This is a genomic window from Blastopirellula retiformator, from assembly GCF_007859755.1.
GTDB classification, from domain to species: Bacteria; Planctomycetota; Planctomycetia; order Pirellulales; family Pirellulaceae; genus Blastopirellula; species Blastopirellula retiformator.
Genome location: NZ_SJPF01000009.1, coordinates 45,308 through 58,151 on the forward strand (window position 1 = coordinate 45,308; position 12,844 = coordinate 58,151).

The 12,844-nt window shown below is 59.4% G+C and carries 13 protein-coding genes; 5 read left to right on the forward strand and 8 right to left on the reverse strand.

What is annotated here, in order from left to right:
* Positions 1 to 68 precede the first annotated feature (68 nt).
* The 4 genes from Enr8_RS25065 to Enr8_RS25080 all read right to left on the reverse strand — a co-directional run bounded on the left by Enr8_RS25065 (position 69) and on the right by Enr8_RS25080 (position 4,266).
* Entirely contained in the window at positions 69 to 488 is a 420-nt protein-coding gene (locus Enr8_RS25065) for a hypothetical protein (protein ID WP_186767884.1), read from the reverse strand.
* Positions 489 to 819: 331 nt separating this feature from the next.
* Complete coding sequence (locus Enr8_RS25070; RefSeq protein WP_146437132.1) at positions 820 to 2,052, reverse strand: M16 family metallopeptidase; 1,233 nt, start codon at positions 2,050 to 2,052, stop codon at positions 820 to 822.
* Complete coding sequence (locus Enr8_RS25075; protein WP_246120258.1) at positions 2,036 to 3,295, reverse strand: M16 family metallopeptidase; 1,260 nt, start codon at positions 3,293 to 3,295, stop codon at positions 2,036 to 2,038. The genes Enr8_RS25070 and Enr8_RS25075 overlap by 17 nt, the downstream gene beginning before the upstream one ends.
* A 362-nt stretch (positions 3,296 to 3,657) precedes the next feature.
* Positions 3,658 to 4,266: a GNAT family N-acetyltransferase gene (locus Enr8_RS25080; RefSeq protein ID WP_186767886.1), complete on the reverse strand. Its 609-nt coding sequence runs from the start codon at positions 4,264 to 4,266 to the stop codon at positions 3,658 to 3,660.
* A 228-nt stretch (positions 4,267 to 4,494) separates the two neighbouring features.
* On the opposite strand from Enr8_RS25080, the gene Enr8_RS25085 reads away from it, so the two are divergent.
* From Enr8_RS25085 to Enr8_RS25100, 4 genes are read left to right on the forward strand one after another with little or no spacing between them, the layout of a single operon-like run.
* Positions 4,495 to 5,388: a metal ABC transporter solute-binding protein, Zn/Mn family gene (locus Enr8_RS25085; RefSeq protein WP_146437135.1), complete on the forward strand. Its 894-nt coding sequence runs from the start codon at positions 4,495 to 4,497 to the stop codon at positions 5,386 to 5,388.
* Positions 5,389 to 5,394: 6 nt separating this feature from the next.
* Complete coding sequence (locus Enr8_RS25090; RefSeq protein ID WP_146437137.1) at positions 5,395 to 5,895, forward strand: hypothetical protein; 501 nt, start codon at positions 5,395 to 5,397, stop codon at positions 5,893 to 5,895.
* Positions 5,892 to 6,680 (forward strand): metal ABC transporter ATP-binding protein, encoded by a 789-nt coding sequence (locus Enr8_RS25095; protein WP_146437140.1) that lies wholly within the window; start codon positions 5,892 to 5,894, stop codon positions 6,678 to 6,680. The genes Enr8_RS25090 and Enr8_RS25095 overlap by 4 nt, the downstream gene beginning before the upstream one ends.
* Positions 6,677 to 8,218 (forward strand): metal ABC transporter permease, encoded by a 1,542-nt coding sequence (locus Enr8_RS25100; protein WP_146437142.1) that lies wholly within the window; start codon positions 6,677 to 6,679, stop codon positions 8,216 to 8,218. The genes Enr8_RS25095 and Enr8_RS25100 overlap by 4 nt, the downstream gene beginning before the upstream one ends.
* A gap of 115 nt (positions 8,219 to 8,333) precedes the next feature.
* Here the strand turns inward: Enr8_RS25100 and Enr8_RS25105 are convergent, their stop codons facing one another.
* The 4 genes from Enr8_RS25105 to Enr8_RS25120 form a co-directional block, all read right to left on the reverse strand.
* Positions 8,334 to 9,035, reverse strand: coding sequence for an ankyrin repeat domain-containing protein (locus Enr8_RS25105; RefSeq protein WP_146437144.1), 702 nt, complete (start codon positions 9,033 to 9,035; stop codon positions 8,334 to 8,336).
* A gap of 198 nt (positions 9,036 to 9,233) precedes the next feature.
* Positions 9,234 to 10,091, reverse strand: a complete 858-nt coding sequence (locus Enr8_RS25110) for a deoxyribonuclease IV (protein ID WP_246120259.1) — start codon at positions 10,089 to 10,091, stop codon at positions 9,234 to 9,236.
* 276 nt (positions 10,092 to 10,367) lie between these two features.
* Positions 10,368 to 11,081, reverse strand: a complete 714-nt coding sequence (locus Enr8_RS25115) for a class I SAM-dependent methyltransferase (RefSeq protein ID WP_146437146.1) — start codon at positions 11,079 to 11,081, stop codon at positions 10,368 to 10,370.
* A 181-nt stretch (positions 11,082 to 11,262) separates the two neighbouring features.
* Entirely contained in the window at positions 11,263 to 11,889 is a 627-nt protein-coding gene (locus tag Enr8_RS25120; protein ID WP_146437149.1) for a hypothetical protein, read from the reverse strand.
* Positions 11,890 to 12,066: 177 nt separating this feature from the next.
* Between Enr8_RS25120 and Enr8_RS25125 the strand changes: the two genes are divergently transcribed.
* The gene (locus Enr8_RS25125; RefSeq protein WP_146437151.1) at positions 12,067 to 12,561 is read left to right on the forward strand and encodes a hypothetical protein; all 495 of its coding nucleotides are present in this window, start codon (positions 12,067 to 12,069) and stop codon (positions 12,559 to 12,561) included.
* Positions 12,562 to 12,844: the final 283 nt, after the last annotated feature.

Sequence of the window (12,844 nt, forward strand, 5' to 3'; positions counted from 1 at the left end):
TTCGCGCAGCAAAAAGCGGCCGCGCAAGAAACGGCCGCAGTATAGCAAAAGATCTCCCGCCAAGGGAGCTACGCCCCGTGAGTGGGCGACACGGCCGGAACCGGCTCGACCACGGGGGGTTGATCCAACAGCGGTTCGACCGAATCGTGCGGGATGGCTCGCAGCGCCGGCTGGCGGCAGCTGGGGCAATTGTCGGTCGGAATCGCTTCGGTGGGCGGAGGCATCAGCGGCAAATGCCATAAGCGAGGCAAATGATCGATTTGACCGGGTACGTAAACTTCGCCGGTGCTAACGCCATACTGAGACGACCGAATCGTCGCCTGGTTCCAGTGACTCCCCACCGAGTGATAGCCGTCGGACCACCCTTCGCCGACCCAGCGGCCGAAAAACGACCAGCCAGCCTCCGCCGATCCGGCCGATAAGGCGAAACAGGAAAACGCCAACAGCAAAGCGATAGGGCGAAACAGAACCATCGCGAAAGACTCCATGACCACTCGCGCAGAAAGAAACAAAGCTTCGTGCTAGCGATGTTTATCGCCGCCGCCGCGGCAAGAAGCCCAGAGAAAGGAGCGCGGTCAGCGCGAAATGCTGGCGCCGCGTTCCAGCAGAACGGGTCTTGTCGGTTCTAAGGCGAGACACCTGTAACGTACCGACTTTCAACACACTAACCCGAGGCGCGAGCCGAGGGAATGTGCGCGGGTCGATCGTGGGCGTATCCCGACTCAGTCGAGCCGCAAACTATCACTGATCCTTATAACGATCGCCATCCGCATTCCCTCGGCTTGCGCACTCGGGTTAGTGCCAGACTTGCTACCGTTATTATTGAGCCAGTTCCGCCAATGGGCCGATCGCCAGCGTATTGGCCTTCGAGAGCGGGTACTTCGTCAGCACGGCATGGACGTCATCCAGCGTCACGCTCTTGTAGGCGGCGACCGACTCGGCGACGGTGCTATACTTGCCCCGCTGAATCCAGCCATTGCCGACCGAGAACAACCGGCTGCTGGGGCGTTCGCTGCGCAGAACGGTGCTAGAACAGACCTTGTTCTTTGCCTGATCCAGTTCGGCCTGGGAGACGCCCTCCTTCTCGAGCTTGGCGACTTCTTCGTTCAAGATCGCCAGGTTGCTGGCCGCGTCGTCGGGGCTGCAACAGAGATAATTCATAAACACGCCGGCTGATTGATACTCGTACGGATCGCTCGATGCGAACTCGGCCAGGCCCGGATCCACCAGCGCCCAAAAGAGCCGACTGCCGGTGTCGTCCCCAAAGATCGTCGTCAACAAGCGTGCGGCAAAGCGATCTTCGTCTTCCGAAGCGGGGCAAGAGGCCAATTGAATCAGGTACTGCTGGGCGGCGGTCTCCTTGCAGACAACTTCAAACCCGTCGTTACCTACCGGGCGGGACAGATCACGCGACGTATCGAATCGCTCCCAGTCGCCGCAGTGCCGCTTGGCTTGTTCGACCAGGGCGTCAAAGTCGACCCGGCCCGACGCCGCCAAGACGATGTTGTGCGGGCTGTAGCGGCGCTCAAAATAGTGCATCATCTGCTCGGCCGTCAAAGCGCCGACCGTTTCGGCCGTGCCCAGCACGCTGTTCCCCAGCGGATGCTTGCCGAAGAACGAGGCCATGATCCGTTCGTGACCGCCAAACGGAGGCTGGTCGTCGTACTTCATGATCTCTTCCAAGATCACCTGCTTCTCGGTCTCAAAGTCGGCGACGCGCAGCGACGGCCGCATGATGTCGGCCAGCAGGTCGATCACCTGCTCTTGCAGCTCTGGCAGGACGACGGCGTAGTAAACGGTCTGCTCTTCGCTGGTATAGGCGTTGGCCTGCGAGCCCATTTCGTCAAGCTCGCGATTGACGTCGAAGGCCGAACGGCCCGGCGTTCCCTTGAACACCATGTGCTCGAGAAAATGGCTGACGCCGGCGATTTCAGGCGTTTCGTCGCGCGATCCCGTTTTGACGAAAAACGCCGAAGCGAGAGAGTAAGCGTTGGGATTAATCTCGGCGACGATCTCTAGACCGTTGTCGAGAACTTCATGACGAAACTGCAACGGGAATCTCCAATTTCTCAGCGCCGACCGTCGTGAAGCGAAAGTCGTGCGGCGGGTTGTCTTGCAAATAGCGGTTAATGGCGTCGCAGCTCAGACCATCCAAGATCGAGGTCAATTCGTCCACCGTGCGAATCCGGCCCAAGTGACGCCAATCGCTGGCCAGCGACGACGCCCGCGACGAACTTGACTCTTGCTGCATTACCAGCGAGCTTTTGATGCGGGCCTTCAGCCGCGTCAGTTCGCTCTCTTCGATCCCTTCGCGGATCCGGACCAACTCGCCGACCAACACGTCGAGCGTTTCTTGCGCCCGCTCGGTACTGGTGCCGGAGTAACAGAGGACGCTCCCCCGATCGAGCAAGGTGTGCATCGTCGCGAAGACGGTGTAACAAAGTCCGCGATTCTCACGCACTTCGGTAAACAGACGCGAGCTCATCCCGTCGCTCAGCACGCCCACCGCCGCCCGCGCCAGGAAGTAGTCGGCATGGCTATACGGGATCGACTGGAAGCCGACGCCGATATGGGTCTGGCTCGATTCGAACGGGATGTGACGATAGATTCCTTCGGGCGGGGTTTCGACGATCAGCGGCTCTTTCGCCTCTTTCCACTCGCCAAACAAGCGAACGACGTCGTCGCGGGTCGCTTGCCAGTCGACATTGCCGGCAATCGCCAGGATTGTGCCGTTGGGGCGATAATGCGTCTCGAAGTGGGACTTCGCGGTCGCGGCGGTCAGGCCGGTCACGCTTTTCACGTCGCCATACGATGCTCGGCCCCACGGATCGTGGTACATCTGCTTACGAAGCTGCAGCATCGACTGCTGATAGAGATCGTCTTCCAGCGCACGCAGCTCTTGCAGGCAAACCGCCTGCGACTCGTCGAACTCGTCTTCCGGCAGATGCGGCTCTTGCACCAGATCCGAGTAGATGGCCAGCGTGCGGGTCAAATTCTCGGCCAGCACAGCGCCGCCAAAGCTGGTGTGCGAAGTCGAGACTCCGGCGCCGCGCGAGACCCCCAGATTATCAAGATCTTCGATAAAGCGCCGGCTGTCGCGATTGCCGCAACCGCGCTGCACCCAGTCGCACAGCAGATTACTGACGCCCAGTTCCGACATCTTGTCCGAGGCGCTACCAGCAGGCGTGAGCAACGCGAACGCGGCCGACTCGAGCCACGGCATTTGCTCGACCACCAGCGTCATGCCGTTGGCCAGGGTTTCGTGATGGATCTTGGTCGAATCGCTCGAAGTCATACGCATTCCGCGGGACAGGGAAAACAAGCCCCATATTAGAGACGGAACCTGGGAATTGGACAACCTGGAGTGGGAAAAGACGCGGTTGGCGGAAATGTCAAATGTCTAAGCACGAATGTCCAATGCCGGAGAATTTGACTCTTCATTCGACATTTGGCCTCAGCAGTCCGTTGATTTTCTCGATGGACTGCGTGATCGCAGGGATGCGATCCCAAAATAGCGACGTAAGTCGTTATTTTGCGAGCCGCGAAGAGTTACGCTCTGAGCCTGGCGAGGTCGAAAAATGCCACGATGGCATTTTTCAACAGGCAGTTAGACATTCGTCATTGGCGGCCTCGCCGACGGCAAACCCTGCTCCGGCGCTAGGAACAGGCCGCCTCGACGGCTTTATAGACGGTGCGGGAAATTCGGAAGCCCAAGCGCTCATACAACCGAATCGCCCCTTCGTTTTGGGCGGTCACTTCTAAAAACGCGTACTGCAAACCGTCGTCGTAGAATCCCTGTAGCGCTTTCAGCAGCAAGCTGCCGCCAAGTCCGGCGCCGCGATGTTCAGGCACCACGCCCAGATTTTGGATCGAGCCGAGTCCCGAGCGGTCGACGACTCCTTGTACGGTGCCGACCGGGATCATCACGCCGGCCGTCTTGTCTTCGTATTCGGCCAGCCAGGTCGCGCCAGGGATGAATCCGTCACGATGCGAAATCTCGGTCATCAGGCGCCGGCAACCTTCGAGATCCCCCAAGCAGGGAAAGACATTGGCGTCGATTTCCCAGCGAAAGCTTTCGAACTTGCTGGTCGCATGCGCGGCCACCAGATCGGCGCGCCACGAGGTAAACCGATACCTTGGCGGCGGCGAAATCGGCTGAGCCGGCACCTCAGCCAGATCGATTTCCATTCGGTAACGTTTGAAGTACGTCAGAGTCACCGGCTCTACTACGTCAGTCGAAGCGTAGCGTCGAATTTGAGGATTCATCTCGGTCATCGTCCATCGAAGCGTTCTAGCAATTTATCCCGCTCGCTCCCTGGGGTCAATTTTCGACCCCGCTAGCACACCCGGACGAGACTACCTTTGTGGCTGACGATTACAGCGATTCCTCCGCTGAAACCCGCTGGAATTCCCCGAGAAAGGAATTGACGCCGTCGCCGACCGCCTCCTATACTTTTTGATGAATCAAAAAGTCCTTTCTGTGGATCAAAAACAATGCGAGGGCTTTCTGCGTCAGCGGCGATTCTGTTGGCGTTAACGTCGTATTCACTCGTTTTAGCGGACGAGCCAAAGCCGTTGGTCGTATGTTCCACCACGCAGGTGGCCGATTTCGCTCGCCAGGTCGTGGGGGACCGGATGGAAGTCCGTTCGATCCTGGCTGCCGGCCAAGATCCGCACGTCTACGAAATCAAACCGAATGACGCGGCTCTGGTTTCGCGGGCCCTGCTCTGCTTTGACAATGGCTGGCACCTGGAAGGCGCCGACTGGATGCGCAAACTGGCCGAGAACGCCAAAAAACCGATCACCAGCTGCGTCACCGGCGCGACCCCGCTCGAAATCCCCGGCGGCGCGGCGCACGATCCGCATGCCTGGTTCTCGCCCGCCAATGCGGCCGTTTATGTGCGAAACATTCGGGACGCCGTTAGCGAGCAAGATCCCAAACATCGTGACGAGTACCATGCCCGAGCTCAGCTTTACCTCGATCAGCTGCGCACGCTTGACGGTTGGATTCGCCGGCAACTGAACGTGATTCCGGTCGAAAAACGGATCCTGGTCACCAGTCATGATGCGTTCAACTACTTCTGTCGCGACTATCAGTTCAAAGCGGCCACGCCGGTCGGTTGGTCAACCGGATCGGAAGTTGGCGGCGGCGTCACGCCCGAGCGACGCAGCGAGACGGTCAACTCGATCCGCCAGTTCGGCGTCCGCTCCATCTTTGTCGAAACCTCGGTCAGCCCGCAGCTGATTCGCCAGATCGCCGACGAAGCCGGCGTCTCTATCGGCGGCGAGCTCTATTCCGACTCGATGGGCCCCGCCGGTTCGGCCGGCGAAACCTACTTCGGCATGATGCGCGAGAACGTTTTAACGATTGCGTCGGGATTGAGATAGACGGCCATGCGTATCATTGCGGCACTTGCGGCGGCGGCCATCGCCCTGCTGATGGTTCAGGCTTACTTAAGTCTTGATCAACCACGGCCTGCCGCTGCGCTCGACGTCAACCAGCTGGAAACCGCCGCCGGCACGTTCCGCCTGGAAGTGGAACTGTCGTTCGACGCGGGACCCGATCGTTTTGCTGCGGACCTCAGCAACTCCAGTTCGCTGACCATTCGCTTTGCTGGCGAAGCGATCTATCAAACCGACAAGCCGGTCGCGGCGGGTCAAAAGGTGGAGGTCGCCGACATTGGCGATGTGGTCCATGGCCGCAATGAATTTCTGATCGAAGCGACGCCGCAGAATCCGGGGCCGCCGCTATTCGCCAAAGTGGCGATCTACTCCAGCGAGCGTCACGAGCCGCTAGCCGAACGTTTCGTCTGGGCGCCAGCCGGATCGACGCAACTTTCTGGCGTCGCCAATTTCTCAACGATCGAAACGCCGGTCGCAGGAGACGCGCCATGATCGCCCCTCCCAGACGCAACGGCCCACCGCCAGCGGTGCAAGTCGACCACCTGACCGTCAGCTATGGCCCGGCGCCGGTGTTGCTTGATATTTCGTTTCAGATCGAACCGGGACAGTTGGTCGGCGTGATCGGGCCGAACGGTTCCGGCAAGTCGACCTTGATCAAGTCAATCCTCGGTTTCGTGAAGCCTGATCTGGGGGAAGTTCGTCTGTTCGGCGTGCCGAGCGAAAAGGCCCGCAAACGAGTCGCTTACGTTCCGCAGCGGGGCGCCGTCGACTGGGACTTTCCGGTCACGGTCGAACAAGTCGTGATGATGGGACGCTATGGACAGATCCCGTGGTGGGCCTGGGGACCGTCGCACGATGATCGCCTGGCGGTCGACGACGCGCTGGAAACGGTCCGCATGACGAAGTTCCGCCGCCGGCAAATTGGCCAGCTCTCGGGCGGGCAGCAACAGCGGGTCTTTATGGCCCGGGCCCTTGCCCAAGGCGCCGACATTCTGCTGCTCGACGAACCGTTCGCCGGCGTTGACGCGGCCACCGAACGGGCGCTGCTTGAAGTGCTCGACAGCACCAAAGGGGCCGGTCGCACGCTGATCGTCGTACATCACGACCTGGCGACGGCGGCCGAGTACTTTGACGCACTACTCTTGATCAAACAGCGGCTGTTCGCGTTTGGCTCGCCGCAACAAGTGCTGCAGCCAGAACTGCTGTCGGAAGTTTACGAAGGATCGCTAAGGGCGTTCGAGCACCTCCGCGACGTTTCGACCGGAGGGACGCGATGAACTTTCTGTACGATCTCTTTGTCGAGCCGCTCGCTTCCGGCGGTTATTTGTTGCGTGCGATGTTCGCCGGTTCGTTGGTCGCGATCGCCTCAGCAATGATCGGCTGCTTTATCGTCTTGCGGCGGATGGCGTTTCTAGGGGATGCAATCTCGCACTCGATGTTGGCCGGCGTCGTCGGCGGCTATCTGGTCATGAAAGTGATCGCCGGCGAAGAAGCGCACTTTGGCGCGATGATCCTGGGCGCGTTGCTCAGCGGTTTTGTAACCGTGCTGCTGATCGGCTTCGTCTCTCGCGCTTCACGCGTGAAAGACGACACCGCGATCGGAATCATGTACACCGGCATTTTTGCCTTCGGCGGCGCGATGGCGAGCGTTTTCTCCAGCGAGATCCACGTCGATCTGATGCACATGGTGATGGGAGACGTCCTGGTGGTCGACTCGCAGCGACTGTGGATGATGGGAACCGTCACCGCGATCGTGCTGTTTGTCGTGATCTTGTTTTACCGCCAGCTGCAACTGACCAGCTTTGACCCAATCATGGCGGCGTCGGTTGGCGTTTCGGCAACGCTGGTTGGCTACCTTCTGACTGCCTGCACTTCGCTGGTGGTCGTTTCGGCCGTTTCGATCGTCGGCATCATTCAGGTGGTCGGCCTATTGATCACGCCGGCGGCCGCCGCCTATCTGCTGTGCGATCGGTTGTCGCGAATGTTGATGCTGTCGGCGGCGCTCGGCGTCAGTAGCGTGGTACTTGGGATTTACGCATCGGCCTGGTTCAACATTGGCGCCGGTTCTTCGATCGTCATGGCGGGGACGGTGCAGTTCATGGCGATCCTGATTCTGGCGCCCCATAACGGACTGTTGGCAGGCACGATCCGCCGCTGGCGTCAGGCCCCACAACACATTCTGGAAGATGTCCTCGGCTGTTTGCGCCGTGATGAAACGCACGCAACGCGGTTCGAGACGATTCGGGCTTATGTGCACGCCCATCCCTCGGTTCTGCGTCGCGTATTACAGCGGATGCTGTCTTTGGCGCTGCTCGACAAAACGCCTGATGGCTATATCCTGACCGAAGCGGGGCAATTGGAAGCGCGGCGATTGATGCGGGCACACCGCATCTGGGAAACCTATCTGCAGCGCGTCGGCATGCCGGAAGACTCGCTCCACGACCGCGCCCACCTGCTGGAACACTTGAACGACGAAGCGACGGTCGACTATCTCGATGATCGATTAGGACACCCGATCCGCGATCCACATGGACAGGAAATCCCGGAAGACTTCGTCGACCTGGTCCCGGGCGCCGAAGTGAAGGCGAGCCTGTTGCGTGACGGCCATCGCGCCGCAGTCACGGCGATTCTTGACGACCTGAATACGGACGAGGTCGCGGTCGGCGATATGATCGTTGCAGGACCGCGGGAAGCGGACGACACGATCTGGACGTTTCATCTGCCGAACGGCGAACAGCTGAAATTGGATCACGACTTGGCCGACCTGCTGATCGTCCGCTTGGCCGATCCGCTGCAAGCCCCCCCGTTCCACTAACTGCCTGTTGGAAAATGCCATCGTGGCATTTTCCAACCTCGCCAGGCTCAGAGCGTAGCTCTTCGCGGCTCGCATCCATGCGATCACGCAGTCCGTCGAGAAAATCAACGGACTGCTAACCGTTCTTCTTTTTCGATCCAATGCCGAACAAGACGCGATTCATCGTTTCGTTCTTGCTTCCCTTGTTCAATTGCCGCTGCATAAAGCCGGCGGCTCGTTCGGCGGCGACCAAAAAATCGCGGACCTCTGGATGATGATAGGCGACAGCGAACTGCAGCGGGCGGAGTCCGTTGGCGTTGTTCATGTCGAGGTCGGCGCCTGCTTTGACCAGCACTTGCGCGACGTCTAAAAATCCCTTCCGCGCCGCCCAGTGCAGCACGCCGCAGCCGTCGGGATCCTGCGTATGCAGATTCGCCCCTTTGTTGAGCAGCATCGAAGTCGCCTCGGCGTGCCCTTCGCGTACGGCGTACAGCAGCGGAGTTTGCATCGTCCGCGTCGCTCGAATCTCGAGCTTCGCACCGCCGACCAACAACTCTTGCAGGGCATGCAGCTTGCCATGCAAACTGGCGATGTGCAGCGGCGTGTGCCCATCTTTGGGCGCCTGCACATCGAGTTCCCCCTCTTCTCTGGCGAACTCGCGGATCACCTCGCCGTCATTACGACGCGCGGCGAACAAGACGCCTAGCTTCATCCGTTCTTCGACGCTTTTGTCGGGAATGAAAAAGCTGCGCCGGCATTTTAGACAGAGAACCTCATGACCGCGCGCCTCGTTCGGCACCACGCCCATGGTCTCACAAAGCGGACAACGATAGTTCATCTGGAGCAGTCCCCCAACCGCCGCCAATCGCCTTCGTCACGAAGAATTCCAGCCCATTGCCGGCTGATCATATCGCTCGTTCTTTAAGATTCGGCGCGTGTTTGGCGCAGCCGATGAAGAGATTTCCGAGACTTCATCATCGCTTCATCAAACGCCATCACATCGGGGGTACGATACCGCCAAAGCGCAGGCGAGCGTTTATGCTTTCATCAACCACTGGAGGGTCGCCAGATTGCGGGAGTCGAACGTCTCTCCCTTTTCTTCTCCCTTCGGCGTCTCCAGATACATCGGCATATTCTGAAAGCGGGCGTCGTTGACCAGCAGCCGAAACGGCTCTTCGCCCAGACAACCCTGGCCGATATGTTCATGCCGATCGACGCGCGAACCGAGCGGTTTCTTGCTGTCGTTCAAATGAATCGCCTTCAACTTGTCGAGCCCGATCAGCTCTTCAAACTGCTTCCAGGTCGCTTCGTATTCCTGCTTCGTCCCCAGCGGATACCCGGCCGCAAAGATGTGACAGGTATCAAGACAAACCGCGACGCGATCGCGCTGCTTAACGCCATCCAACATCGCGGCGATATGCTCAAACTTGTGCCCCAGGCAGCTCCCCTGCCCTGCCGTCGTTTCCAACAGACAGATCGAATCAAGATCGGCCGTCGCGGCGATCACCTCGTCGAGCGCCTTGATAATCGCCGCGATCCCCTCTTCTTCGCAGCTGTCGACGAAAGCGCCAGGGTGCACGACGACATACGGAATCCCCAGCATGTCGGCCCGCTGCAGTTCGACGATCATCGCATCGCGCGACTTCTCCCACAGCTCGGTTTTCGGCGAGCCCATGTTGATCAGGTAAGACGCGTGCGACAGCGGATGCCCGATCTTCTTCTCCGCCAAAGCGTCTTTGAATAGCTTGACGTCTTTGTCGGTAATATCCTTGGCCCGCCACTGGTTGTTATTCTTGGTGAATAACTGCACGCACCCCATCGCCTCGTCCGCAGCGGCGTTGACGGCTTTGTAATAGCCACCGGCAATCGACATGTGGGCTCCGAAAATGGGCATGGCGCTAATCCTTTTCCTGTTAGCTTCAACGCAAACGGCGACTTGCGTTCTTCGTCTAGAGCGTTTTTCTGATAGCTGTAGCGTTTCTGGCGTTGGTGAGGCAAGCTGGTCAAGGCGACCGAAGCAGGCGAATCCTCAAGATTCGTCGATGCAGGTCAACGCCGACCAGCGCGGCCGCAACCAGCCACAACGCTAAAGATTGAAGAAAACCGCTCTAATGAGCGCGGATGCGGGGCAAACTTCCAAATCTACCCTTTCAGCCGCGATTCCGACACCCTAGCGACTTGGATCTCGGCCAGCGTCTTTCCTGGATGTGTAATACGAATCGACCGCCGCTTGTCCCGTATAATTCGGTCCGGCGGAATCATCCGCTCCCAGATACGCCAGAGGCAAATCCAGCTCACAGGGGCCCTGCAGTTCGAGTCGCTTCATACGTGGTGAGTATTGAAAACCCGCCGTGCGCAGATACTTGAAAATCAGATTCGACGTCCGCCGTCCCTCCAGTCGCAGATTCTTGGCGTCAAGATTCGCGACGAATCGACCGCCTGACGTCAACCACCGGGCCGCCTTCGCGATAACGCCTAGCTTGTCCCCCAAGTAGTGCAAGCCATGCACGGATGTGATCAGATCAAACGGCAAGGCCGGTTGATAATCGTCGACCGATGCCGCGATCAGTTGCAATCCCTCCTGCTCGCACCGGGCGTCAAACATGTCCACCAGATCGATGCCAACGATCTTCAGCAATAGCGACTCTTCCTTGGCGATGGCAGCCGCTTCGATCAACGCTTTGCCTGAACCGCAGCACAGATCCAACCACGCGGCATGACCATGTTGCCGACAAACGTCGCGGAGAATATCAACCGGATCGCAACCAAGTTCGCGCTGGTAACTGTTCGCGTCAGTCAGCCCACGCCGACGATTCATTTGGCTGTTGGCGACAATGTCAGAGCGTTCGAGCGCCTTTCGCTCTAAGAGGCTCTTCTTTCTCATGACGTTCTTCTCCGACTCCGGGCCGACCCTAGCAGTGCGTTGATTTTCTCAACGGGCTGCTGGATCGCAGGGATGCGATCCCAAAATAGCGACGTAAGTCGTTATTTTGCGAGCCGCGAAGAGCTATGCTCTGAGCCTGGCGAGGTTGGAAAATGCCACGAGGGCATTTTTCAACAGGCAGCTAGATCAAGAGCTGATGAAATAGAATCATCAGCACCATTCCCATGATCAACGTCGCCCAGGTAGTTGCGCCGAAGACGCCCAGGAAGTAGCCAATCTGCGTGATCAGCGCCGACCGCGCATCGAGTCGCCCCTGGCGATGCGCCTCAAGATCGGCGGCGCCCATTCCCCAAGCCATGACGGCGAACACCGGGCAGCCAACCCACCCCAAGACGCCAAATAGCACGATCATCACGCCACGTTCGGATAGCCGCGGACCTTTCGCGGCCTGCGCAAGTACCTGGGGCGCCGCCTTAAACGGGTTGCCGGCGCTTACCGCTGGCGGCAGTCGCAACGCTGGAAACGCGGCCGCCGCCCCTTGCCACGGTCCGTCTGGCGTCAGCTGCACATCGCATTTATCGTCAATGCGTCCCTGACAGACCCACTCCTCCAGTTGATCGACCGGCATCGGTCCATACGTCCGTCCTTCCGGAATCCGCACCGACGCGACCGCCGCCGCCAAAGGCGCCTGATCCTGGTCATCGGCGCGAAATTGTTCCCCGCATGCCGGACAGCAGATATTGCCGCTCGGCGAACCATCCAGTTCGAGCAAGCAGCGGCAATGGGGACAATGGAGAGAGATCGTCATGAACAGCCACGTGGAGAGGAGAATCGAGCGAAGTCGACGAGAATACGGGACTTACGCATCAAAACTAGTTTGCTGCCCTTCAGTTTACCGCCAAATGGTTGATTTTCTGCGCTCTGCGTCAGTAAAATCAAAGGATCATGTGTTTCCCCTTGGCGCATTAGCTGAGCAAGTGGCCCGATGGATGCCGCCTCTCTTTATCTTGCCTGCGGTCTCGCGGTGATCGGCGTCGCCGCCATCGCCCTGGGAATCTGGCTGCGCCGCCGCAGTCAGAGCAGGCATGCCCGCGTCGATTTTGTGTCGGCCCGCCAGCAATTCACCATGCGACGCGAGTTTCTCGAAGCGAAGTTCGAGACGATCGCCAGCCAATCCGGCCGCCCCCGCGGGCTGATCTGGAAGAACTGCGATTTCCAGTCGGAGGTCCAATTTGCCCGCGACCCCGCCAACGACCAACTACGGGCCTTCGTCGGCGTCACCATCAGTTTCGAGGCGATCGCCGGCGGCGACATGGAAGATGTCGAGGCCGTCTCCAACCTACGAGCCGCCACCGCCCTCTTCTCCTACGTCGACGGCGCCTGGATGACCGACGGCCGCACGATCTTCAACCTGAACCCGCAACAAGCGATCGAGCACTACCGCCACACGCCAGAAACCGCCCCGGCGCCGGTCCGCTGATCCAGCCCGCTGATCCACCGCACCAACCGGCAAGAACCGCGTACCCGGCAACACTTTACGCGCCACCATCCAGGGATTTCCGCCCAGCCCCCAACCGAGTACCATGAACCTTCGCGCCGAATTGCCCTCCACCGGGCAATACGATGTCGTGGGCCAGTAGCCACGGCGATCGCACCATAAATCACGTCGCCAGCAACACTTCCAGCAGATAGGCGTCGTTCCGCCCCGCTTTTAGCCGCTTGTTCTTCACGCCCACCTTGGCCGTTTTGTTGTTCTTCAAGAG

What these genes read in the sequence shown, in the direction of transcription:
- Enr8_RS25065 (WP_186767884.1), bottom strand. Translation starts at nt 488, where the DNA reads ATGGAGTCTTTCGCGATGGTTCTGTTTCGCCCTATCGCTTTGCTGTTG.
- Enr8_RS25075 (WP_246120258.1), bottom strand. Translation starts at nt 3,295, where the DNA reads ATGACTTCGAGCGATTCGACCAAGATCCATCACGAAACCCTGGCCAAC.
- Enr8_RS25080 (WP_186767886.1), bottom strand. Translation starts at nt 4,266, where the DNA reads ATGAATCCTCAAATTCGACGCTACGCTTCGACTGACGTAGTAGAGCCG.
- Enr8_RS25085 (WP_146437135.1), top strand. Translation starts at nt 4,495, where the DNA reads ATGCGAGGGCTTTCTGCGTCAGCGGCGATTCTGTTGGCGTTAACGTCG.
- Enr8_RS25090 (WP_146437137.1), top strand. Translation starts at nt 5,395, where the DNA reads ATGCGTATCATTGCGGCACTTGCGGCGGCGGCCATCGCCCTGCTGATG.
- Enr8_RS25095 (WP_146437140.1), top strand. Translation starts at nt 5,892, where the DNA reads ATGATCGCCCCTCCCAGACGCAACGGCCCACCGCCAGCGGTGCAAGTC.
- Enr8_RS25100 (WP_146437142.1), top strand. Translation starts at nt 6,677, where the DNA reads ATGAACTTTCTGTACGATCTCTTTGTCGAGCCGCTCGCTTCCGGCGGT.
- Enr8_RS25105 (WP_146437144.1), bottom strand. Translation starts at nt 9,035, where the DNA reads ATGAACTATCGTTGTCCGCTTTGTGAGACCATGGGCGTGGTGCCGAAC.
- Enr8_RS25110 (WP_246120259.1), bottom strand. Translation starts at nt 10,091, where the DNA reads ATGCCCATTTTCGGAGCCCACATGTCGATTGCCGGTGGCTATTACAAA.
- Enr8_RS25115 (WP_146437146.1), bottom strand. Translation starts at nt 11,081, where the DNA reads ATGAGAAAGAAGAGCCTCTTAGAGCGAAAGGCGCTCGAACGCTCTGAC.
- Enr8_RS25120 (WP_146437149.1), bottom strand. Translation starts at nt 11,889, where the DNA reads ATGACGATCTCTCTCCATTGTCCCCATTGCCGCTGCTTGCTCGAACTG.
- Enr8_RS25125 (WP_146437151.1), top strand. Translation starts at nt 12,067, where the DNA reads ATGGATGCCGCCTCTCTTTATCTTGCCTGCGGTCTCGCGGTGATCGGC.